This is a genomic window from Pelosinus fermentans JBW45 (assembly GCF_000271665.2).
Classification (GTDB): Bacteria; Bacillota; Negativicutes; order DSM-13327; family DSM-13327; genus Pelosinus; species Pelosinus baikalensis.
In genome coordinates this window covers 915,908-939,195 of sequence record NZ_CP010978.1, presented here as the reverse complement: position 1 = coordinate 939,195, position 23,288 = coordinate 915,908, and the positions used below count along the sequence as shown (strand labels likewise).

The window sequence follows — 23,288 nt, the reverse complement described above, 5'->3', positions numbered from 1 at the left end:
TAAAGGTTAACAATATTATCATACACTTCTCACTACAAAATGTAAATTCTTTTGCAGCAAAAATTTGCGGATAAGAAAAATGCTACGCGTCCTTTAAAACATAGAAAGTAAACCGAACCGCAGAGGCGCAGAGAGCACTGAGAAAAAATAGAGACTATCTTTACGATAGCCTCCATTTTTCTAATTTACTATTTGGCTCGCACATAGGCTTCGGGCCATTGTATTTCTTCCTGCAGCACATGGGCGGCCTGCAAAGGCCAATAAGGATTTCGCAGCAATTCTCTGCCTGTGTACACCAAGTCAATACCAGCCTTAAGCATTTGTAGAACTTGAGCAGGCTCTGTAATGAGCCCTCCTGCCAATACAGGCAGCTGTGTTTTCTCTTTAATCGTAAGTGCCATGGCAACCTGATATCCAGCATAGGCACGTGGCATTGCCGATATAACAGCGCCAGAACTTACATTCACCACATCAATTCCATGATGCTTCACCAGGTTTAGCATAGCAGCGACAAGTTCTGGTGTGTTTCCTTCTGGATGGTAGTCATCTGCCGATACCCGAACAGTGATTGGCATTTCCCGCGGAATGACCTGTTTGACGGCAAGCAGAACCTCTTCTAAGAAACGCACTCTCTTTTCCAGGCTTCCTCCATACTCATCAGTACGAGTATTGGTTAACGGCGATAAAAATTCATTAATCAAATATCCATGAGCTGCATGAATTTCAAGAATATCAAAGCCAGCAGCGACTGCCCGCTTTGCTCCCTGGGCAAACTTTTGAACAACTTCTTTAATTTCCTGCAAGGTCAAAGCTTTAGGTAAGGCGTATTCTTCGCTAAAAGCAATAGCGGAAGGTGCTACGGGTGTGCTATTAACAACGCCGCTCTTTCTGCCTGCATGAGCCAGTTGAATCCCAATTTTTCCCCCTTGAGCATGAACCTGATCAACCACTCTTTTAAGACCTGGGATATGGGCATCATCCCAAATACCTAAATCCTGATTGGAAATACGTCCACGAGGTTCAATACCAGTAGCTTCTACAATAATCAGCCCCACTTGCCCTACGGCCCTTGTGGCATAATGAATAACATGCCAGTCCGTCACCATACCATCATCTGCCGCACTGTACATACACATGGGCGGCATAACAATCCGATTCTTTAATGTCAAGTTTTTAAAGGAAATAGGAGTAAATAACATATATACCATCCTTTCATCTATTCATAAAATTATCAATCGAATAAGATTCAAAATTATACCAATTCATGGCTTCATTCTATCGTATCGATCACTATTTTACAAGTACATACTTTTTAGTATTATAGTAACCAAAATCATACTTTAATAACGTCTGTAGCTCTGGCTGTCAAGTAATAAAAAACTTCGCTCTTATTTTCCCTAAGAACGAAGTTTTTTATTACTTTAATACATATTTTTCAATGGCCTCGGCTACGCCGTGGGCATTGTGATGACCAGTAACAGCTTGAGCAACCGCTTTTATTTTATCAGTTGCATTTCCCATGGCTACACCAAAACCAGCATATTCAAGCATTGGAATATCATTATTCGAATCACCAATTGCCATTACTTCCTCACGGGTAATATTTAGGCTCTGTGCTAGTAATTCTAAACCATGCCCTTTATTGACACTGGGGTGCATCATTTCTAAATAATTCGATTTAGAAGAGGCCGCATAGATGTCTCCAGCAAACTCATTATTGATTTTTCTTTGTATCTCAAGTATTTCATGGGGTTCAGCTATCGCCAGCATTTTAGTAGGCTCGTGCCGCATGGAATAAAACGTATCACCAATAGGAACTGCCGAAATACCCGCTATCGACTCATAAAGCTTCGCCTTTTCATTGCGTTCTACTACAAATAATTCATCATTCATGTGTGATTGCAGATACCAGCCCTTTTCATGAAAAAACTCTACAATTTTGCCAGCTACTTCTGGAGAAATGGTCTTATGGAATAACATTTCCTTGGTAAAAGCAGACCGAATCATACCACCATTATAAGTGATAATCGGTGTCCGTATATTAAGTTCTTGGGCAAAAGGCATTGCCGAGCTGAACATTCTGCCTGTAGCGATAGTTACAAGAACCCCTTGTTCATGAGCCTTCTGAATCACTTCACAAGTGCGCGGTGAAACTTTTAGCGTTCCATCCAACAATGTATCATCCATATCTACGGCCACTAATTTAATTGCCATGCAATAACCTCCGCTATCTCGTTATCGGTCCTTGATTACTTTCGATAAAGTACAACTGCAAAGGGTCATTAAACATACACCTGTCACAGGTGCAGCCATGCTGTAAATTTGATAACCTGGTAAGGTTTTTATTACTAACATAGGAGTCAATATATTCATAAAAAACGTCAATCCACCTAAAGTGAACCAATTTAAAGGTTTCGTTTTCAACGCAAGCAAGGGTCTTACAGCACTATTAGCTAATCCAATAACAACAGCTCCCAGCAATGCACCGCCTAAGGTATCAACGAAGATCCCAGGTAATTTTATGGTAAGCAAAAACAATAATACACCATTTAAAATCATACGCAGCAGAAAACCGCACACGCCTTGACCCTCCTCATCATCTATAACTCATTAAATAACACTGTCTTTTATTATATACCGTAGGACAAATTATTGACAATATTTTTTTCATCTAATCAAGTCTTTCATTGCTTATCAAGACTTCTTAACCCCCTGATTGGTACAATGAGACGTTATGATTCAGCAATACCGCTTTCCAACAATAGCAGAGCTTGTTTTAATTCAACTCCCCCGCCAAATCCTGTCAGGCTGCCATTAGCGCCGATCACTCGATGACAGGGTATTACAATTGGTACCCGATTGATATGTAACGCTCCCCCTACCGCCCGCACAGCCTTTGGATTGTCTATTTCTTTGGCTAATGTTCCATAGGAAATGGTTTGACCATAGGGAATAGCTGCCGTATAAGTAAGCACAGATTTTTGAAAAGAAGTATAACCACGCCAATCAATGGGTACACCAAAATGAACAACAAACCCACGCCAATACATGTTTAGCTCTTTTCTCAATTGCTCTGACCACAAATCAACATCTGGCGTGGCAGTACCCTCTGGTTCTTGAGGTTTTGTTTTTAAAGGAAAATCAAGCTGCCACAGTCCTATATCTGTCCAGACAGCGTTCATGTAACCCCAATCTGTTTCTAGTATTGTATGCATTTGTTGCATCATTACACTTCCTTCTTGTAAAAATAAAGCGGCTTTTTATCTTTTCGGCTGACAACACATAGAATCCTTCTATTTTAATTGCTTCATTTCAATTGCTAAAACAGAAAATACCCCCTCTGCTTATTTCATTGCTGAAATTTGCAGAGAGGGTAATTTTTGTATGCTTGTCTTCTATTTTTTTATTATACTACTTTCAGATCCACTAATACTGCATTCATTTTACGAACAGCGTCAGCGCTCTTATTGAATTTTTCTTGTTCTTCTGCATTTAATTTATAATCAACAACTTTTTCCCAACCATTTTTGCCGATTACAACTGGAACGCCTAAGCAGATATCTTTTTGTCCATATTCGCCGTCTAAAGCCACGCAGCATGGATATACTTTCTTCTCATCGCGAACGATTGCTTCTACTAGTAAAGCACCTGCAGCGCCAGGAGCATACCAAGCAGAAGTACCTAATAAACCTGTTAATGTAGCACCGCCAACCATCGTATCAGCAGCTACTTTTTCTAATGTTGCTGCATCTAATAATTCAGCAGCAGGAATACCCATATATGTAGCAAAACGAGTTAAAGGAATCATTGTAGTATCGCCATGACCACCAATTACTACACCATGAATGTCAGTAGCAGGAACATTAAGAGCTTGGCTCAAATAACACTTGAAGCGAGAGCTATCCAAAATACCGCCCATACCAATGATACGATTTTTAGGCAGGCCGCTTGCTTTTAACGCAAGATATGTCATTGTATCCATTGGATTACTAATGATTACAAAAATAGCCTTAGGGGAATATTTTAAAATATTATCAACTACACCTTTAACAATACCTGCATTGGTGCCGATCAAATCTTCACGCGTCATACCAGGTTTACGAGGAATACCAGAAGTGATTACAACTACATCGGAATCTGCAGTTTTACTATAGTCACTGGTACTACCAGTAACCCTAGTATCAAAACCAAGCAAGGTTGCAGTTTGCATCATATCCAATGATTTACCTTCGGAAACCCCTTCCTTGATATCCAATAATACCAATTCGCTTGCTAATTCTCTTTGAGCAATTACGTTTGCGCATGTTGCGCCTACATTACCAGCACCAACAACTGTAATTTTCATCCTGACATCATCCTCCTAAAGTTTGTACATTCTTTTGCTTTTAGTATGTGTTAACCCTACTAACAATTATAACTCTCTTCTCATAGGTTTGTATAGAGCTCAAGTGAATTAAATTACATACTATTGCAAAAATAATACAATATTGTGAAACTAGATAAAGAATAAACATAGTAAGAAAATCTATTTGTCAGGTAGCAGAATATCAACGCATTCTTTAAAACCTATAAAACGAATCGAACCACAAAGACACGAAGGACACAAAGGGTTCTATTTTATATTTTCGTGTTCTCCTTTGTGTGCCGCATCGCGGCATTGTGCCTTTGTGGTTCATTATACTAAAAAAAACCCTTCTACAATTGCAGAAGGGCTGATTTGTTGAGATATTAACGACCGCTGTTTTTGCTGAAGCAATCGCGGCAATATACTGGACGATCGCTGCTTGGACGGAAAGGCACTTGTGTTTCTACACCGCAAGCTGCACAGGTTACATCATGCATTTCGCGTTGTGGACGAGCGCCACCACGGTTAAAGCTGCTACCGCCATTATTTCTTTGTTTACGAGCTGCACGACATTGTGGGCAACGGCCAGGCTCGTTAGTGAAGCCTTTTTCGTTATAGAATTCTTGTTCTGAAGCTGAGAACACGAATTCTGCGCCACATTCGCGGCATGCTAAAGTTTTGTCTTGAACCATTGTAATAGTCCCCCTCAAATTTTCTGGCCCAAATGGTATAGGGTTCACTACTGTCCTTACCAAAAACCTACTTGAGAAGGATATATAATGGAATCTCACTAGACCTATGTACTTGGGCTCTACTATAAGTATACTATTATTTTTTTAAAAGTAAAGTTTTTTCTATAAATTTCTCTCTATTTTTTTATATTATTTCCTTTTTTTGATAAATATTGGGAGTTATATTTTTAATAGTATGCATGAAGCAGAAAAAAGCTGTACATACTATTTTTGATTACAATAACCTAAAATTTCTATAGGGAGGCTAATTTACATGACGATCCTAGACAAAGTAAGTTCAGAGACTCGTGGTATCTTTAACATGTTTTTTGACAAAGAACCTCTTAACTATTTAGAAGCAGCTGGATTATATGGAATCATTGCCCAAGGCCGCTATAATGTCGCTGCCCTCGAGGTTCTTTATAATCATGCCCAAGATCATGATTTAAAAGCATTAATTAAGGAAGCAATTGACAGACAAAGCAAAGTGATTATCGAGCATTCCGAAGATCTGCTGCAAGAAAGCGGTGGTCGAATCCCAACATTATCCTTCAGTCAACGTACTTTGCACAAAGACTCTTTAAACATTCCCACAGATGCTCATCTAACGGATAGCGAAGTTGCCATCGCTGTCGGGACCATGGGTAAAGCAGCGCAAATGGCCTTATTAGCCGCCCTGCACCAATCTTACCAAGTCGAAGTCGCATTAATGTATCGCAGAATGCTAGATGCCGGTCTCGAGTGGGATTATCGTCTATTGCAGCTTATGTTACAACGCGGCTGGCTCCCCAGACTGGCTAAAATTGAACATTAAAAAGAAACGCTGACGCATCCCTTTAAAACTTATAAAACAATCGAACCACAAAGACGCACTCCTTTGTGTGCCGCATCAGCGGCATTGCGCCGAACAAAAAACCTTCCAATGTTGGAAGGTTTTTTTTATTCGTTCTTTTATTATGCTTGTTTTTCGAATTGGTCTTTGCCAACTCCACACAATGGACAGACCCAATCTTCAGGGATATCTTCAAATTTAGTGCCAGGGGCGATACCGCTATCTGGATCACCAGCTTCTTCATCGTACTCATAGCCACAAACTACACAAACCCATTTTTCCATGTTTAATCGCTCCTTTTTCTTGTAAATTTAGTTAATCTGTTACCATTTTACCATATTTATAAAAATTAGCAACTACTATTCATTATCCAAGTGTCATTTACCACCTGCGGCTGGAACCGCCGCCTCCGCCAGAGCCGCCGCCAAAACCGCCACCGCCTCCTCCGCCGCCACCGCGTCGGGACAAAACGGACAACAGCATATAAGTTATGGCTCCGCCAAAAAATAGCCAATCCATCATAAGCAGTAAGATAACCCCAACAGCAATAGCAATTTTCGCCCACCAAGGAAGTGCATCCCACCCTCCTTCCTGACTGGCAGCTTGTGCCCGCTGTACAGGTTTTGCATCGGTTTTAAGTTCGAGCTTATATTCTTTTGCTACTTCCGTGGCAACCGTCAGATAGCCATTTAAAATGCCTTTGTCATAATCGCCCTGTTGAAAATAAGGAATCATATAATTATCTTGAATACGCCCAGTCTTAGCATCTGGCAGTGCACCTTCCAGGCCATAGCCAACTTCAATGCGTGACTGTTTATCGTCCACAGCTACTAAAATAAGAACTCCATTATTGAGGGTTTTATCACCCACACCCCACTGCCTGAGAACTTCTAAAGAATACTCCTCCAAAGGTGCTCCCTCTAGTGTTTTAGTGGTCATGACCACAATTTGCGCCTTTGTTTTAGCAGCTAGCTGGCTTCCTAAATTATTGATCCGGGACTTTGTTTCTGGACTTACTACGCCAGCATAATCCTGAATGTAAATGCTATTTGTCGGAGCTGGCGGTACTTGCGGCTGTGCCCAGGCTACTGCAGCGATCAACAGATATGCCACAAACACAATCCAGGCTAGCCTCTTTTTCATATTCTTCCCTCGCTTATACGAATAATACATAAGAAGAAAACTAGACTCTTCCTTCTAAAAAAAGAGAGAACGTTTAAACACGAAGACGCAAAGCCGCTATCGCGGAACGAAGGATACAAGAGGACTATTTTAACCGCAGAGGCGCAGAGAACTGTACTCTGTGGTTCTCTGTGTCCTCTGTGTTAAATCGTCTCTCTTTATTTAAAACTTCACTTGCGGTACTTGCTGTGCGCCTTCTGCTGCTTTGAAGTATTCTTTTGCTCCAAAGCCTAACATTCCTGCATAAATATTTGATGGGAACGTACGGATTTTTGAGTTGTATATCTGCACTGCATCATTATAATCTTTACGTGCTACTGCAATGCGATTTTCAGTACCAGCCAATTCATCAGCCAGCTGTCTAAAGTTCTGATCCGCTTTAAGGTTCGGATAGTTTTCTGCGATGACCAATAATCTGGAAAGTGCACCGCCTAGTTCGTTATTTGCTTCTGCTTTAGCAGCAACGCCTTGACTTCCGGCAAGTTTTGCTCTTGCATCGGCTACTGCTTTAATGGCTGCTTGTTCATGCTGCGCATATCCGGATACAGTCGCATTTAAATTCGGAATTAAATCGGCCCGACGCTGCAGCTGATTTTCTACTTGGCTCCACTTGCCATTTATCGCTTCATCCATATTAACTAAGCTATTATAGCCAGAGAATGCGCCTATCACCAGCACTGCAACTAGAGCAAGCACAATCCACACTGTTTTGTTCATATTATTGAATCCTCCTTAACATTATGTTACTTACATTCTATCCAACTTTACAGGAAATGAACAGCACAATTTTTTCCAACTACTAATGTCCTTGCTGGCGGAAAAAATTATATACGGCTTGTGCCGCTGGAAAAGTCATAGTGCTTACTGCCGCCATTTCCTCAACCGTAGCTGCTTTCATTTTAGCCAAACTGCCAAAATGATCCCATAATGCTTTACGCCGTTTCCCGCCAATCCCTGAAACATGATCGAGTACTGACACCATATTTCGTTTGGAGCGGAGCTTTCGGTGATAGGTTACAGCAAAACGATGGGCTTCATCCCGAATACGTTGAATCAGATATAAAGCTTGTGAATGCCGGGGCAAAATCAAAGGCTCACTATCACCTTCACGGAAAATATGCTCAAATTCTTTTGCCAGGCCAATAACAGGAACCTGCAGCCAGCCAGCGCCACGGATGATTTCTAAAGCAGAGCTTAATTGTCCTTTACCACCATCAATGATGATTAAATCAGGGGGAGGCTGCCCTCCTTGGGCATATCGCCTGCTTACTACCTCCTGCATGGATTTAAAATCATCTGGTTTTCCTTCCACTGTCAACAATTTGTAACGACGATACTCTTCTTTCTTCGGCATACCACTTTCAAATACCACCATCGATGCCACCGTCTCTGATCCTTGAATATGGGAAATATCAAAGCACTCCATGCGTTCTGGCGGACCATCTAACCCTAAGTATCTTCCCAGATCAGCTAACGCTCCTTCTGTTTGCTCAGAATGCGCCTTTATCTTTCCTTCTTGCTCTTGAAGCACTAGGACTGCATTGCCGTCTGCCATGGTGACAATATCTTTTTTCGTACCTCGTTTGGGTGTTTCCACAGCCACTCGACTGCCCTTTAACTGGCTTAACCATTCCCCTAACAAGGACTGCTCTTCGATGTGCATCGGCAATAAGATTTCTTTCGGAATAAATGTACTTTGGCTATAATACTGTTTGAGAAAAGCGGCTAGAACCGCCTCATCCTCTTCCTGGTCACTGCCTGCTAACAAGAAATGATCCCGCCCTACCATTTTTCCGCTTCTAATAAAAAATACCTGAGCGCAAGTTCCGAGGGCAGAGCGAGCTAAGCCAATGGCATCCTGATCCCCTGCCCCTGTAACAATATTTTGTTTTTCCCTGACTTTTTCCACTGCAGCCAATTGATCCCTGAGCTTTGCTGCTTGTTCAAAGGCCAGTTCCTGGGCTGCAACCTCCATTTTCTTCTTCAGGCTTTGCACTACAGTATCACTGCGGCCTTCCAGCAGCAGACAAACTTCTTTTATCATACCTTGATACGTTACCGCATCTACAAAACCAGCACAAGGCGCTAAGCATCGCTTAATATGATATTCTAAACAAGGACGTCTGGCATCTAATATTCTGCAGCTGCGCAAAGGAAATAATTTACGCATTAATTTGATGGTTTCATGAACCGCTCCTGCACTGGTATAGGGACCAAAATAACGGGCACCATCTTTTTGTACTCTTCGGGTAGCATATAAACGAGGAAACTGTTCATTTGTCGTTACCTTTATATAAGGATAGGTTTTGTCATCCCGCAAACTAATATTATACTTTGGACGATGTTTTTTAATTAAATTGCATTCTAAGATTAAAGCCTCAATTTCCGATGCTGTAACGATATATTCCAGATTGGCAATCCGCGATACCATGGACTGCACTTTGGGGGAATGATTACGGCTGGATTGAAAATAAGAGCGTACACGGTTCTTCAGTACTACGGCTTTTCCTACATAAATAATACGCTCCTGGGCATCCTTCATTAAATAAACACCTGGCTGATCCGGCAAATGGCTTAATTTCTCGATTAATTCATCATTCATATTGCTAAAATACTCCTTTGGAAAATAATATCTCATTGCCAAAAGACTAAAAGTATGAGATAATTGTAACATACTTTTAGTACCAGCTAATAATTTTTTTTAAAAGGTTCAATGTATACATGCAATAAACTCATTGTCGATTTAAATGTTATGTACTATAATTAAGTCCATTAACGTTCAAAATATTTCACTTGATATTTGCAAATGGGAGGTCGCTATTGATGTTCAAAAGAATACTCATCGCCAATCGTGGTGAAATTGCCGTTAGAATCATTCGAGCCTGTCAGGAACTAGATATTGAAACAGTTGCTGTATATTCAGATGTTGACGCCGAAGCCCTACATGTCCAACTGGCCGACTTTGCGTATAACATCGGACCTGCAGATGCAATGAAAAGTTACCTAAATATGGATGCCATCATTATGGCTGCTAAAGCTTCAAAATCAGAAGCCATTCATCCAGGATATGGTTTCTTGTCAGAGAATGCTGATTTTGCCGAGAAAGTTACGAAAGCAGGCTTGATCTTTATCGGACCTAGTGCCGAAATCATCCGCCAGGTAGGAAATAAAGATGCAGCTCGTGCGGCCATGAAGGCAGCTGGTCTGCCTATGACAATAGGTAGTGAACCGATTGTCAATAATGAACATGCCTGTGATTTAGCCGGTGAAATTGGCTATCCAGTCATTTTAAAGCCAGTATCTGGCGGCGGCGGCAAGTCTATGTATGTTGCCAATAGCCAATTAGAACTAATCAGTGCCTTAAACAAGGTTGATGTAACACGCAGTCCTTTTTACTTGGAAACTTATATTTCTGAAGCCCGACACATAGAAGTACAAATCATGGCAGATACCTATGGCAATGTCCTTCACGTGGGTGAACGAGAATGTTCCATACAGCGCCGTAATCAAAAGGTACTCGAAGAATCCCCATCCAGTGCCTTAACCCCTGAAATGCGTACCACTGTTGGAGCAATGGCTATTCGCGCCGCCAAAAGCATTTATTATACCAATGTAGGAACAGTAGAATTCTTACTGGATGTGAAAACTGGCAAGTTCTATTTCATGGAGATTAATCCTCGTATTCAAGTAGAACATGCTGTAACAGAAATGGTTACGGGTATTGATTTAGTTCGTCGACAAATCCGGATTGCTGCGGGTGAACCTTTAAACAAAAAGCAAGAAGACATTTTGTTTATCGGTCATGCCATTGAATGCCGCATTAACGCCGAAGATCCAGAACAGTGTTTTATTCCTTCTCCTGGTCATATTGACTTTTACCACGAAGCAGGCGGTCCAAGGGTTCGAGTCGATAGTGGTGTATGTGCCGGTATGACAGTACAGCCCCATTATGATTCCATGGTTGCAAAAGTCATTGCCCATGGACGTACCAGAGGGGATGCCATTAAAATTATGCGCAGAGCCTTGGCGGAATACCGCATTTCTGGTATTAAAACCAATATTAGCTTTCAACAGGAAATCTTAAATAACCCTCATTTCTGCAGCGGCAATATTGATACTCAATTCGTTTACAAACGTATGACTCCTATTCAAGAAGTAGAATGTGAAATTGACAGTGAAAATAAAAAATACTATTCCCAAGGGTAGGCACTATGCCTACTCTTTTTTATGTTCTCAGCAATTATAATTGTGCAATATAGTAAAAAAGAACATTAACCGCAGAGCACACAGAGGGCGCAGAGGAGAAATAATCTAAAAACTCTTCGCCATCCTCTCTGTGTTCTCTGCGTCTCTGCGGTTAAAAACTTACTCCCGTATTCCTCTTTTCAAAATTGGCGCCAGAAATTGTCCTGTGTAGGAAGCCTTGACCTTTACGATGTCTTCCGGGGTTCCTTTGGCAACAATGGTACCACCACGGCTGCCGCCTTCTGGCCCTAGGTCAATTACATAATCCGCAGTCTTAATGACATCCAGATTATGCTCAATCACTACAACGGTGTCCCCTCCATCGACCAAACGCTGCAGCACGGTAAGCAGGCGGTGAATATCAGCAGTATGCAAACCGGTGGTTGGCTCATCGAGAATATAGAGTGTCTTACCGGTACTGCGTCTTGCCAATTCCGTTGCTAATTTAATCCGCTGAGCTTCTCCTCCAGAAAGGGTCGTAGCAGGTTGTCCTAATTTAATATATCCTAATCCAACATCCTGTAAAATTTGCAGTTTACGCTGAATTTTGGGGAGGTTTTGGAAAAATTCTACTCCTTCATCCACCACCATATCCAACACCTGAGAAATACTCTTCCCTTTATAACGAACCTCTAGGGTCTCCCGATTATAGCGAGCCCCTTTGCACACTTCACAAGGAACATATACGTCAGGTAAAAAATGCATTTCAATCTTAATAATCCCATCACCGCGGCAGGCCTCGCATCGTCCGCCTTTTACATTAAAACTGAAGCGTCCAGGCTTATATCCCCGCATTTTGGCTTCCTGAGTTTGGCTGAATACTTCGCGAATGACATCAAATAAGCCTGTGTACGTAGCGGGATTGGAGCGAGGGGTACGACCGATGGGCGACTGATCAATCTCAATAATTTTATCAATATATTCTACACCACGAATATCATCATGAGCACCAGGCCGAGTCTTAGTACCTCGATACACCCGTCCTGCCAGCCCTTTGTATAAAATCTCATTTACCAGGGTACTCTTGCCTGAGCCAGATACACCTGTCACAGCAGTAAACACACCTAAAGGAAATTTCACTGTTAATTTTTTCAGATTGTTTTCTTTCGCTCCCACTACTTCCAGCCATTTTCCATTGGGTTTACGCCGCACAGCAGGTACCGGGATATACTTACTTCCCTTCAAATATTGACCTGTGATGGATTCTGAACAAGCCTTGATCTCTTCTACGGTTCCTTGAACTACCACTTGTCCGCCATGGGCACCAGCAGCCGGACCAATATCAATGATGTGATCGGCTTCATACATGGTATCTTCGTCATGCTCAACTACCAGCAGGCTATTGCCTACATCCCGTAAATGCTTCAAGGTCGTTAACAGACGGTTATTATCCCGCTGATGTAAACCAATGCTTGGTTCATCCAGTATATACAGTACCCCAACCAGCCCGGAGCCAATCTGAGTAGCCAGCCGTATGCGCTGGGCTTCTCCCCCTGATAAGGTACCTGCGGCCCGACTGAGAGTCAAATAATCTAATCCCACATTCAGCAAAAATCCCAATCGAGCATGAATCTCTTTTAGAATTTGGTGAGCAATGGCTTTCTCTCTATCTGTTAAATCTAAATTAGAAAAGAAATCCTGGGTTTCTGCAATGGTGCCCGCCGTTACCTCATAGATATTTTTACCGCCGATCTTAACAGACAAGGTTTCTGGTTTTAATCTTGCTCCCTTACATGTGGGGCAGGGTTTAGAACTCATATATTCTTCAATATCTTCTCGGGACCAATCAGATACCGTTTCCCGATACCGACGATTTAATAATGGGATTACACCTTCAAAAACAGCGTGATAAGTTTTTGTTTCCCCATACATGTTATCATATTCAAAATCAAACTGTTCTACACCTGAACCTGTCATAATAATTTCTTGGACTTGTGAAGATAAATTTTCCCAGGTGTCATGTAGAGAGTAATTATATTTATCCAGTACCGCTTCTAACTGGCACATAAAATAGGAATTCGTATTTTTACTTAAAGGAGTGATGGCCCCATCAATAAGAGCCTTGCTAGTATCAGGGATAATTAAAGAGCGGTCCACTTCCATATTGTTTCCTAAGCCTGTACAATCCGGGCACGCACCAAAAGGGCTATTGAAGGAAAACATCCGGGGAGCAATTTCAGGCAGACTAATACCGCATTCGATACAAGCAAAATTCTGGCTGAAGATTCGTTCCTGATCTCCTACGACATCCACATTTACCACGCCTTCTCCCAAGGTGAGAGCTGTCTCCAGAGAATCCGCCAGCCGCTGATTGATTCCTTCTCGCAGGACAATCCGATCTACTACCACTTCGATGGTGTGCTTTTTATTTTTTTCTAACTTGATTTCATCTGCCACATCACGAATTTCACCATCAACTCGTACCCGGACATATCCATTCTTACGAATATCTTCCAGCACTTTTTGATGTTCGCCTTTTTTCCCTCGTATGACTCCAGCAATGAGCATCAGACGAGTCCCCTCAGGCAAAGCCACTAACTGGTCAACCATCTGCTCAATGGTTTGCTGGGTAATGGGCTTACCGCATTTCGGACAATGAGGGCGGCCTGCTCTGGCAAACAACAGACGCAAGTAGTCATAGATTTCTGTTACAGTCCCAACTGTGGAACGAGGATTACGGCTGGTTGTTTTCTGATCAATGGAAATGGCAGGAGACAGCCCTTCAATATAATCCACATCCGGCTTGTCCATCTGCCCCAAAAACTGACGAGCATAAGCAGACAAAGATTCCACATAACGCCGCTGCCCTTCCGCATAAATGGTATCAAAGGCTAAAGAAGATTTACCTGACCCGCTTAACCCTGTAATGACAACCAGCTCATTACGCGGAATCTCAATATCAATATTTTTCAAATTGTGCTGTCTTGCACCCTTAATAATAATCTTTTCTTTCATTGGTATATTCCTTTCTGATCCTAATCTAATGATCTATCATAAGTATAATGAATAAAAAATAACGTTTCTCTCCAACTCTCAGACAACCAAGAAGAGATTGTTTCGCTACTGCTCGCAATGACAAACGGAGCAAATAGAACGATTTAACCGCAGAGACGCAGAGGACGCTGAGGGGAATTTTTAACCCCTGTCTATCTTTTCTCTGTGTTCTCTGCGCCTCTGTGGTTAGGTTATTTTTTTCTTGCAGTCTTTTTACCCGCTGACTTCTCTTTTCCTGTCGATTTTGCTTTTCCCACCCGACCTTTTAGTTCTACGATCATATCTCTGAGTTCGGCGGCGCGTTCAAATTCCAGTTGTTTGGAGGCGAGACGCATTTCCTTTTCTAGATTGCCGATCAGGTCTAACATTTCACTCTGGCTCATATTACCTAAGCGGTCAGTTCGATACAATTCGGGGCTTTCAGCCACTTTTGTCGTTTCAATCAGCTCTTTAACCCGCTTTTGAATAGTGGTGGGAGTAATGCCGTATTCCTCGTTATACGCCATCTGGATATCACGGCGGCGATCCGTTTCTTCCATGGCTCGTGCCATGGATTTGGTAATCACATCCGCATACATAATAACCCGCCCATTTACATTACGAGCTGCTCTGCCGATGGTCTGAATCAAGGAAGTATCAGACCGCAAAAATCCCTCTTTATCCGCATCCAAAATGGCGACTAATGTAACCTCCGGCAAATCTAATCCTTCTCGCAAAAGATTGATGCCGATGAGTACATCAAACACACCCGCTCTTAAGTCACGAATAATCTCGCCCCGTTCAATGGTCACAATATCGGAATGCAGATACCGTACGCGAATCCCCATTTCTTTTAGAAATTCTGTAAGATTTTCTGCCATTTTTTTCGTTAGGGTCGTAATCAGCACTCTCTCATTTGCAGCAGCCCGTAATTTAATTTCACCAAGCAAGTCGTCCATTTGTCCCTTAATGGGACGTACTTCCACTTCAGGGTCGATGAGACCTGTAGGACGAATCACCTGCTGCGCAACTTGGCTGGCTTCGCCCAGCTCGTAAGCACTAGGAGTAGCAGATACATAGACAATCTGATTAATACGCTCTGTAAACTCTAAAAAGGTCAGGGGCCTATTATCAAAAGCTGATGGCAGACGAAAGCCATTTTCTATTAAGGATGCTTTACGAGCCCGATCTCCTGCATACATGGCACGAAGCTGAGGCAGCATCACATGAGATTCGTCAATTACGATTAAAAAATCTTCAGGAAAATAATCAATTAAGGTATAAGGAGAATCCCCTGGATTCCGTCCCGTCAAATGTCTGGAATAATTTTCGATTCCCGAACAATATCCCATTTCCTGCATCATTTCCAGGTCATACTTGGTACGCTGCTCCAATCGCTGGGCTTCTACCAATTTCCCATTTGCCTTGAATGCCGCCAGCTGTACTTCCAGTTCTGCCTCAATATCCGCTACGGATCGCAGCATATTTTCTCGTGACGTTACATAGTGAGACGCAGGATATATAGCAATATGTTTGCGCTCTGCCAAGATTTCTCCTGTAAGCGTGTCAATCTCTAAAATTCGTTCAATTTCATCACCAAATAATTCCACTCGTATAGCTCTTTCTCCATAGGCGGCGGGAAAGATTTCAACTACATCTCCTCGCACTCTGAATTTCCCGCGAACAAAATTAATATCATTGCGTTCATACTGAATCGCTACTAATTTTCGCAAGATTTCATCTCGGTCTTTGGTTTGACCTTGGCGAAGAGATAACACGAGACCATGATACTCATCAGGAGATCCTAGTCCATAAATACAAGATACACTGGCTACAATAATCACATCACGGCGCTCGAATAAAGAACTGGTCGCGGAGTGACGCAATTTATCAATTTCATCATTGATAGAAGAATCTTTTTCAATATAGGTATCCGTATGAGCAATATACGCCTCTGGCTGATAATAATCATAATAGCTTACAAAATATTCTACAGCATTATGAGGAAAAAATTCTTTGAACTCACTGGCAAGCTGAGCTGCCAATGTCTTGTTATGAGCGATTACCAAGGTTGGCTTCTGCACTTCTTCAATCAATTTTGCAATGGTAAAGGTCTTGCCTGTCCCCGTCGCTCCCAGTAGAACCTGCGCCTTTTGCCCTGCTACAATACCATCTTTCAGCTTATGAATTGCAGTCGGCTGATCCCCCATTGGTACGAAAGGAGCTTCCACCTTAAAAGGAATTCCGCCTTCATGGTATACCGTATTCAGTTTAGGAACCGTTGCCATAAACATCACCAGTCTTTACAAATATTCATTAGAACGTATGTACTGTAATTTTATCACAGTACATACGTTCGGTCAAACTTCTATGGAACCTATTGAATGTAAATCTATTATATAATAATTCTTTAATAATAAATATTACATTTTTTTGTTATTTTTTCCCCATATCTCTTTTGCTTTTTCCCATAGCCAAAATTTGTCTTCTGCTAATTGAACATAATATAATTCATTGCCTTCCGGCACTAATATTACACCTAACATTTTATGGTTTTGAGAAAATTTCACTTTTCTTTCGATCCTGCGGTCGTCACGCAAAATTTCTATTATAAATACGGGGGGAGCAAGATATATGGCTTCTGCTAATTGCTCCTTAGTATCAATGGTCAGATTATGCAGTCTTAGCAGAATATCGCCTGATTTTATCCCTGCCTTTTGGGCAGGAGTATCCACTACAGTATCTAATACCATAAGACCTTTAGTAGGAGGTACATAACGGGGAGGAGCCTCTAACTCCTGGCGGCTGTCGATCTGAATCAGCATCTCATGACCTAAGAAGGATACCATCGCCGCTACTGACTGCAGCCATTTATAATGAACCGACAGCAGAGCGAGTGTAAGCAGTACAATACTATAAAGGCCCAAATGCAAAGCGGATTTACGGCGGCGCATTTGCGGTGAACTGGCTACTGCAATGTCTGTATATCCTAAAGCAGCCACTACTGATACCATCGTATACATCCAAATATGTCCTTCCATCAGTCCCCCTTGGACTGGCAGCAATGGCCACCAATCCGGCATGTCTAAGACACTCTCAGGTACTTTTAACTCTGGTACTGCAACTGCTGACATTAACAAAAGAGGAAGAGGCCAAAAGTTTTGCAAATTAAAGGCCCCGACTAATTGTCCATTTTTACGCTGTAAAATAATCGGCATACTGCCATAAATTCCACTAATCGCGATTAAGATACTTTCTGTGATATGAAGAACTGCGACCAAAACTAATACCTGGGAAACGTCAACGTTCGGCCAGCCAAACAATACTTTAGATAAAGCCACCACGCCTCCAGCATAAGCAAAACATAGAAATCGCATATTGACCATCATCAGCAGTATTGCTACCGGCCAAATATACGCAAGGCCCAATTGATCTACATTGATGCCTACCAGCGTCAGCAGAAATGTTCCCACGATGCCGCCGATACTCCCCAGACAAATGGCTAAGGCAATCTGCTGAGTCAAGGAAAAGCCGCATACACCAAACATTCGCTGCTGGCTTTTTTGCAATTTCCAATATTGAAAACCAACTAAGGCAATGATCATCCAAAATATAGGTTCAAAGAAAGCAGCTACCACACCACCCACAGAAAGCCGTATTAATTCCTGCCATGGGAACATAATTTCACCTCTAATCTAAAAAGTAATAGTAAAAGATTGCAGACGATTAAACCGCAGAGGCGCAGAGAACGCTGAGGGGCTGCGCCCTCTGCGGTTCAATCCTTATCTCATTTTTATCTATTAGAAAAAAGCGGCTAAGCAAAAGCCAGCCGCGAACCCTTTATTTTCCCATCTTTTCTTTTACAAAATCAATGGCTTTGTCTAATTGTACATCTGACTTTGCATCCTTATCCATTTCCACTTTTATATCCGGCTCAATACCAATGCCATTTATGGAGCGATCATTTGGTGTCAGATATTTGGCAATGGTCAACTTAATGGCGCCGCTATCTAAGCGAAGCACGGTTTGCACTGACCCTTTACCATAAGTCTTCGTGCCAATTAATGTTCCAGATGCTGTATCCTGGATTGCTCCAGACACAATCTCTGAGGCACTGGCGCTGCCACCGTTAACTAACACAGCTACAGGATATTTAATCGCCTCTAAGGTAGAAGAATGAGTCTCACGATGCCCATCCCGGGTAACAACGGAAACAACTGGCCCTTTGGGCACAAATTTACTGGCAACCTTAACACTTTCCTCTAATAAGCCGCCTGGATTATCCCGAAGATCGAGAATAATGCTTTTCATACCTTCTGCTTCCAGCTCTTTATACTTTTGAGCAAAATCATTGCCTGTATTGTCATTAAACATGGATATTCGGATATATCCAATCTTATCGGGAAGCATTTTACCTGCTACGGTTTTAATTTGGATGTTAGACCGAGTCAAAGTAATCTCTTTTGTAGGTTCACTTTCATGACGAACGGCTAAACTGACAGTAGTCCCTTCAGGACCGCGAATTTTATTGACGGCTTCATCTAAGGCCATATCTTTCGTATCTTTGCCATCAATTTGAAGAATTTGATCTCCGCTTTTGATTCCAGCTTTATCACTGGGCGTACCTTCAATCGGCGAAACAACCGTCAAGGTCTTCTCTTTTACTCCCAAAACCATACCCACGCCGCCAAAAGAACCTTCTGTTTCTACCATAAAGTCCTTATACATCTTGGCATCCATATAAATGGAATGGGGATCTCCTAAAGAGCTGACCATTCCCTTGACAGCCCCAGCTACCAAGGTCTCTGTATCCACTTGCTCTACATAGCGGGCTTTCACAACCTGCAAGGCCCTAAAAAACTTTAAGGTACTTACAACATCAGCAGAATTTCCCTTTAACAGATATAAAAATCCGCCAGCTGTTACCGTAAAGGTAAAGACGATTAATAAAATGGCTGATACTATAATCTTACGACGACTCATCTATACACCCCAATTCCAAATTAGAAATTTGAATTACCAAATTTCGCTACTTTCTTCTCTATGAAAAACACACATAATTAAATATATGTAGAAAATCCATGAAATATTCCATAAGGGCACCCACCGCGGGTACCCTTATCGTGATGCTGTTTACATTTACGGCAAATAATCCATCGGACTAGTAGGTGAACCATTTTCACGGACTTCAAAATGCAAATGAGGCCCGGTGGAATAACCTGTTGAACCCACACGGGATATCACTTCTCCTTTACGCACTCTTTGCCCTTCTACTACGAGCAATTCCGAATTATGTCCATATAACGTAGAAATACCATTTCCATGTTCGATGATCACGGCTTTACCGTAACCACCCATCCAATCTGCATAAATAACCACTCCACTGTCAGCAGCCCGTACAGAATCCCCATAATCAGCTCCGATATCAATACCACTGTGATAACGGGATGTGCCAAAAATCGGGTGAGTACGCCAGCCATATGGTGAAGTAATTTCCGTAACATCCGTAGGCCACATCATAGCCCCTGTACCGCCGCTAGGTCCTTGTTTTCCATTTTGACTGCGCCGGATCATCTGCTCAATGTTACGGGAAGTTTCTAAAAGTTCCTGATAGGACTGTTCTGCTGTATCCCGTTCATTAACAGCCGATGCCAAAACAGCTTCTCTTTCTTTCTTACTGGACTCAATGATTTTTTTCTTTTCAATGGCTGCTTTTTCTAACTGTAAAATAGCAGCCTTATCACTTTCTAATTCAGCTCTCTTTTGCAAGACCAATTCTCGTTCAGCTTTCACTTTTATAATCAATTCAATATCTTTATCCATGATCCGTTTCAAAAGATCCATACGAGTGGTAAAATCGCTAAAGTCATTGGCGCCAAACAAGACATCCAAATAACTTAGCTGACCATTTTGATAAATATCGCGAATCCGTTTATTCAATATCAAACTGCGCTCAGATAGATTTTTTTCGGCTTTCGCTAAAACAGTCGTATTTACAGCAATCAGTTCTTCTGTTGCACTTCGCTTTGCCTGAATTGCATTATAATCTCCCTGGGCATTCTCTAACTGGATCTGTACTTTATGTAATTGATCAGAAACACTATTGACCTTCTGTTTGGCCTCAGCAGCTTTTTCCTGCTGAATCTGCATCTGCTGCTGAACCTGCTGCTGCTGCTCTGCCAACTCATTGGCTAATGCAGGTCCAATCGCCACGCACATTATCACAACTGCTAAGCTCATGGCTAAATACTGCCTAATTTTAAACATCCAATCCCTCCTGCTACCCTCTATACTCTCATATAGCGACGTAGTGATATCGTACTGCCTAAAGCACCAATTACTGTTCCTGTCACTAATAGCACTACACTAATATTCGTAATAAATGGGTATTGGGGAATTAGCGGTAGAAAAGCCAAGGTTTCGTATACCTGATGGATCAGAATCCCATAGGTTTCGTTTAAGAATAAGACTGCAACTAATGCTCCACCAAACCCTAACATCATACCTTCCAATAAGAAAGGCCAGCGAATAAACCAATTGGTAGCCCCTACATATTTCATAATGCCAATCTCCTTACGCCGGGCAAATACCGTAATTCGAATGGTGTTCGAAATAATAAATAGAGCGGCCAACGCCAAGAATACAATGATAACCAAACCAAAAATGCGCACCATTTTTGTTAAAGCAAATAACTGCTCGACTACTTCCTGACCAAATTTAGCGTTTTCTACCCCTTTAAACTGCATCATAGCCTGAGCAGCGGCTTTTACACGTTCTGTCTTGTCCACCTTTACTTCAAAAGCATTCGGTAAAGGGTTTGCTTCTCCTAATGCATTCAGTAGGCCTTGCTGCTCACCTAGACGCTCTTTAAATCGATTCATGGCTTCTTCTTTTCCTACAAAATTCACTTGCACAACACCGGGAATCTTGGTAATGCGGGTCCCCACCTCACGCATTTCATGATCTGTTAAGCCATCTTGCAAATATACAGAAATTTGTACCTGTGATTCTAACGTAGAAGCCATATTATTTAAGTTGAGTACCATGACCAGAAACATTCCCAAGATGAGCAGGGATAAGGCTACTGTAGTCACCGATGCAAAGCTCATTAACCCGTTGCGTTTCAGAGAAGAAAGAGCTTCTTTAATAAAATACTCCATGGTTCTAATCTTCATAGCCGTATACCCCTTTCACCTGATCCCGAGCAATACGGCTTTTTTCGATGGCAATAACTCGTTTTTTCATAGCATCCACTACGCTTTTATCATGAGTAGCCATGACAATGGTTGTCCCATCTCGATTAATGCGTTCAAAGATCCTCATAATGTCCCAAGACGTTTCCGGATCAAGATTACCCGTGGGTTCATCGGCAATGACCACCACTGGATTATTGACAATCGCCCGAGCAATGGCAATACGCTGCTGCTCACCACCAGACAACTCACCTGGAAAATTTTTAGCTTTATGACGTAAACCCACCAAGTCCAATACATGAGATACCCGCTTTTGAATATCACGGCGGGATGACTCGATTACCTGCATGGCAAAAGCCACATTCTCATATACGGTTTTATTTGGCAGCAATCTATAATCCTGAAACACGATACCTAAATTACGCCTCAGATATGGTATCTCTGAAGGCTCTAACTCACCAACATTACGACCATTGACAATTAATTTACCTTTTGTCGGAAGTTCCTCCCGAAAAATCAACTTTATAAAAGTGGACTTACCTGCACCACTAGGACCTACCACAAATACAAAATCACCTTTTGGAATGTCAAGCGTAATATCAGAGAGGGCGACACAACCATTGCCATAAATTTTAGAAACACCATCTAAATGAATCAAACTTTCGTCACTCTCCCTCACTACCAGAAAAATTTCAATTCTAGTATTAAATCTTTGACGTTAATAGCTAAATCCCTTTTTTTTGCTATTAATTTTCATCATCCAACTTTTACAGAGTAGTATTTTGTAGAAATTAGGCTGCTCAAATAACCGCAGAGACGCAGAGGACGCTGAGGGGGATTTTTAACCCTATCTATCTTGTTCTCTGTGTTCTCTGCGGTTAAAATCGTTCTATTTGCTCTGTTTGTCATTTGCGAGCATCAGCGAAGCAATCCCCTACATTTCCATGATATTGGATCAATCTTTCTACTGGCCGTGAAAGATTGACCCAATATATAACGTAGTGACCCCTAGGACGATAACCAAGCCAAAGTACCACCAGCCCACTGCTAAACGCTGCTTCATGGTGAGCTGATAATAGGAGAAATTCTCCTTAATATCGACATTCTTCCAGGTTCTGTATAATGAAAACAAAAAGAATATAAATAAAAAAAAACTATATGTCTGCAAGAATAGTATGCCAATAATTAGGCTTCCTAGCCACCAAAGACGGTGGGTTACAGCAACAGCAATGCGTCCTCCATCCAGAGGATCGCAAGGAATCAGATTAAATAAATTTAAAAGACAAGCTGTATATGAAAGCACCAGCATCAATAAACTGTCCGTCCATAAGTAAAGTACCAGACAGAGCAATGCACTCAAAGTCCCCATGGCGGGTCCGCCGATGGCTACATTGGCTTCCATCTTGGCATTTATCGGCAGTTTCTTGATACGTATAACAGCACCAAGAAAAGGTACAAAAATAGGACGTGAAACAGGCAAGCCAACAACCTTAGATGCCACTAAATGCCCCCATTCATGCAGAAGCAATAGGATTACAAACCCAACAGCGAATTTTAGGCCAAAAGCCATCGCATATACCAGAATGGAAATAATCATCGATACCGCCATCGCTACTGTAGACCCCATCTTCAGCATGGCAATAAAGCCCATCATACAAAGGGCTAATTTACTCAGCACCCGCCTGCCTAAACTGACAACCCGCCATGCCTTCATCCTTTCCCCTCCATACACATAAAAAAGGTTCATAACACCCTAGAAAATAAAACGCCCCTCTACATGTGTATGC

Annotated in this window: 20 protein-coding genes; 2 read left to right on the top strand and 18 right to left on the bottom strand. The window is 41.9% G+C overall.

Going from position 1 to position 23,288, the window contains the following annotated elements; translation table 11 throughout:
- Window positions 1-188: 188 nt before the first annotated feature.
- From namA to JBW_RS03905, 6 genes are all read right to left on the bottom strand, one after another.
- Window positions 189-1,199, bottom strand: a complete 1,011-nt coding sequence (gene namA / locus JBW_RS03930) for an NADPH dehydrogenase NamA (RefSeq protein ID WP_007959263.1) — start codon at window positions 1,197-1,199, stop codon at window positions 189-191.
- Window positions 1,200-1,416: 217 nt separating this feature from the next.
- A complete protein-coding gene (locus JBW_RS03925) occupies window positions 1,417-2,214 on the bottom strand; it encodes a Cof-type HAD-IIB family hydrolase (RefSeq protein WP_007959262.1) in 798 nt (265 codons plus the stop codon).
- A 21-nt stretch (window positions 2,215-2,235) separates the two neighbouring features.
- Window positions 2,236-2,580, bottom strand: a complete 345-nt coding sequence (locus tag JBW_RS03920; protein WP_007959261.1) for a phage holin family protein — start codon at window positions 2,578-2,580, stop codon at window positions 2,236-2,238.
- A 152-nt stretch (window positions 2,581-2,732) separates the two neighbouring features.
- Window positions 2,733-3,227: a methylated-DNA--[protein]-cysteine S-methyltransferase gene (locus JBW_RS03915; protein ID WP_082076204.1), complete on the bottom strand. Its 495-nt coding sequence runs from the start codon at window positions 3,225-3,227 to the stop codon at window positions 2,733-2,735.
- A 179-nt stretch (window positions 3,228-3,406) separates the two neighbouring features.
- Window positions 3,407-4,345 carry a malate dehydrogenase gene (gene mdh / locus JBW_RS03910; RefSeq protein WP_007959257.1) on the bottom strand — a complete coding sequence of 313 codons (939 nt, stop codon included), beginning with the start codon at window positions 4,343-4,345 and terminating at the stop codon, window positions 3,407-3,409.
- Window positions 4,346-4,728: 383 nt separating this feature from the next.
- Complete coding sequence (locus JBW_RS03905) at window positions 4,729-5,037, bottom strand: zinc-ribbon domain containing protein (protein WP_007930319.1); 309 nt, start codon at window positions 5,035-5,037, stop codon at window positions 4,729-4,731.
- Window positions 5,038-5,350: 313 nt separating this feature from the next.
- On the opposite strand from JBW_RS03905, the gene JBW_RS03900 reads away from it, so the two are divergent.
- Window positions 5,351-5,890, top strand: coding sequence for a DUF3231 family protein (locus JBW_RS03900; protein ID WP_007959255.1), 540 nt, complete (start codon window positions 5,351-5,353; stop codon window positions 5,888-5,890).
- 140 nt (window positions 5,891-6,030) lie between these two features.
- Here JBW_RS03900 and rd read toward each other — a convergent pair whose 3' ends face one another.
- From rd to uvrC, 4 genes are all read right to left on the bottom strand, one after another.
- Window positions 6,031-6,192, bottom strand: a complete 162-nt coding sequence (gene rd / locus JBW_RS03895) for a rubredoxin (RefSeq protein WP_007930315.1) — start codon at window positions 6,190-6,192, stop codon at window positions 6,031-6,033.
- A gap of 97 nt (window positions 6,193-6,289) precedes the next feature.
- Window positions 6,290-7,051, bottom strand: coding sequence for a TPM domain-containing protein (locus tag JBW_RS03890; protein ID WP_007959253.1), 762 nt, complete (start codon window positions 7,049-7,051; stop codon window positions 6,290-6,292).
- Between the two features lie 201 nt (window positions 7,052-7,252).
- Complete coding sequence (locus JBW_RS03885; RefSeq protein WP_007959251.1) at window positions 7,253-7,807, bottom strand: LemA family protein; 555 nt, start codon at window positions 7,805-7,807, stop codon at window positions 7,253-7,255.
- A gap of 82 nt (window positions 7,808-7,889) precedes the next feature.
- Complete coding sequence (gene uvrC, locus JBW_RS03880) at window positions 7,890-9,692, bottom strand: excinuclease ABC subunit UvrC (protein ID WP_007959247.1); 1,803 nt, start codon at window positions 9,690-9,692, stop codon at window positions 7,890-7,892.
- A 221-nt stretch (window positions 9,693-9,913) separates the two neighbouring features.
- On the opposite strand from uvrC, the gene JBW_RS03875 reads away from it, so the two are divergent.
- On the top strand, window positions 9,914-11,296 hold the full coding sequence (locus JBW_RS03875) for an acetyl-CoA carboxylase biotin carboxylase subunit (protein ID WP_007959245.1): 1,383 nt from the start codon (window positions 9,914-9,916) through the stop codon (window positions 11,294-11,296).
- A gap of 159 nt (window positions 11,297-11,455) precedes the next feature.
- Here JBW_RS03875 and uvrA read toward each other — a convergent pair whose 3' ends face one another.
- From uvrA to JBW_RS03835, 8 genes are all read right to left on the bottom strand, one after another.
- Entirely contained in the window at window positions 11,456-14,290 is a 2,835-nt protein-coding gene (uvrA, locus tag JBW_RS03870) for an excinuclease ABC subunit UvrA (protein ID WP_007959243.1), read from the bottom strand.
- Between the two features lie 230 nt (window positions 14,291-14,520).
- Entirely contained in the window at window positions 14,521-16,596 is a 2,076-nt protein-coding gene (uvrB, locus tag JBW_RS03865; RefSeq protein WP_007959242.1) for an excinuclease ABC subunit UvrB, read from the bottom strand.
- Between the two features lie 135 nt (window positions 16,597-16,731).
- On the bottom strand, window positions 16,732-17,988 hold the full coding sequence (locus JBW_RS03860) for a PDZ domain-containing protein (protein ID WP_007959240.1): 1,257 nt from the start codon (window positions 17,986-17,988) through the stop codon (window positions 16,732-16,734).
- Window positions 17,989-18,148: 160 nt separating this feature from the next.
- Complete coding sequence (locus JBW_RS03855; protein WP_007959238.1) at window positions 18,149-19,291, bottom strand: S41 family peptidase; 1,143 nt, start codon at window positions 19,289-19,291, stop codon at window positions 18,149-18,151.
- Between the two features lie 156 nt (window positions 19,292-19,447).
- Window positions 19,448-20,575: a murein hydrolase activator EnvC family protein gene (locus JBW_RS03850; RefSeq protein WP_007959236.1), complete on the bottom strand. Its 1,128-nt coding sequence runs from the start codon at window positions 20,573-20,575 to the stop codon at window positions 19,448-19,450.
- A gap of 20 nt (window positions 20,576-20,595) precedes the next feature.
- The gene (ftsX, locus tag JBW_RS03845) at window positions 20,596-21,483 is read right to left on the bottom strand and encodes a permease-like cell division protein FtsX (protein ID WP_007959234.1); all 888 of its coding nucleotides are present in this window, start codon (window positions 21,481-21,483) and stop codon (window positions 20,596-20,598) included.
- Entirely contained in the window at window positions 21,473-22,159 is a 687-nt protein-coding gene (ftsE, locus tag JBW_RS03840; RefSeq protein WP_007959233.1) for a cell division ATP-binding protein FtsE, read from the bottom strand. The genes ftsX and ftsE overlap by 11 nt, the downstream gene beginning before the upstream one ends.
- A gap of 306 nt (window positions 22,160-22,465) precedes the next feature.
- On the bottom strand, window positions 22,466-23,215 hold the full coding sequence (locus JBW_RS03835; protein WP_007959231.1) for a site-2 protease family protein: 750 nt from the start codon (window positions 23,213-23,215) through the stop codon (window positions 22,466-22,468).
- Window positions 23,216-23,288: the final 73 nt, after the last annotated feature.

Excerpts from the sequence above, each read along its gene's own strand:
- rd (WP_007930315.1), bottom strand. The coding sequence starts at position 6,192 with ATGGAAAAATGGGTTTGTGTAGTTTGTGGCTATGAGTACGATGAAGAA.
- JBW_RS03855 (WP_007959238.1), bottom strand. The coding sequence starts at position 19,291 with ATGAGTCGTCGTAAGATTATAGTATCAGCCATTTTATTAATCGTCTTT.
- uvrC (WP_007959247.1), bottom strand. The coding sequence starts at position 9,692 with ATGAATGATGAATTAATCGAGAAATTAAGCCATTTGCCGGATCAGCCA.
- uvrA (WP_007959243.1), bottom strand. The coding sequence starts at position 14,290 with ATGAAAGAAAAGATTATTATTAAGGGTGCAAGACAGCACAATTTGAAA.
- namA (WP_007959263.1), bottom strand. The coding sequence starts at position 1,199 with ATGTTATTTACTCCTATTTCCTTTAAAAACTTGACATTAAAGAATCGG.
- JBW_RS03860 (WP_007959240.1), bottom strand. The coding sequence starts at position 17,988 with ATGTTCCCATGGCAGGAATTAATACGGCTTTCTGTGGGTGGTGTGGTA.
- ftsX (WP_007959234.1), bottom strand. The coding sequence starts at position 21,483 with ATGAAGATTAGAACCATGGAGTATTTTATTAAAGAAGCTCTTTCTTCT.
- JBW_RS03925 (WP_007959262.1), bottom strand. The coding sequence starts at position 2,214 with ATGGCAATTAAATTAGTGGCCGTAGATATGGATGATACATTGTTGGAT.
- JBW_RS03885 (WP_007959251.1), bottom strand. The coding sequence starts at position 7,807 with ATGAACAAAACAGTGTGGATTGTGCTTGCTCTAGTTGCAGTGCTGGTG.
- JBW_RS03875 (WP_007959245.1), top strand. The coding sequence starts at position 9,914 with ATGTTCAAAAGAATACTCATCGCCAATCGTGGTGAAATTGCCGTTAGA.
- mdh (WP_007959257.1), bottom strand. The coding sequence starts at position 4,345 with ATGAAAATTACAGTTGTTGGTGCTGGTAATGTAGGCGCAACATGCGCA.
- JBW_RS03835 (WP_007959231.1), bottom strand. The coding sequence starts at position 23,215 with ATGAAGGCATGGCGGGTTGTCAGTTTAGGCAGGCGGGTGCTGAGTAAA.
- JBW_RS03915 (WP_082076204.1), bottom strand. The coding sequence starts at position 3,227 with ATGATGCAACAAATGCATACAATACTAGAAACAGATTGGGGTTACATG.
- JBW_RS03850 (WP_007959236.1), bottom strand. The coding sequence starts at position 20,575 with ATGTTTAAAATTAGGCAGTATTTAGCCATGAGCTTAGCAGTTGTGATA.
- uvrB (WP_007959242.1), bottom strand. The coding sequence starts at position 16,596 with ATGGCAACGGTTCCTAAACTGAATACGGTATACCATGAAGGCGGAATT.
- JBW_RS03900 (WP_007959255.1), top strand. The coding sequence starts at position 5,351 with ATGACGATCCTAGACAAAGTAAGTTCAGAGACTCGTGGTATCTTTAAC.
- JBW_RS03905 (WP_007930319.1), bottom strand. The coding sequence starts at position 5,037 with ATGGTTCAAGACAAAACTTTAGCATGCCGCGAATGTGGCGCAGAATTC.
- JBW_RS03890 (WP_007959253.1), bottom strand. The coding sequence starts at position 7,051 with ATGAAAAAGAGGCTAGCCTGGATTGTGTTTGTGGCATATCTGTTGATC.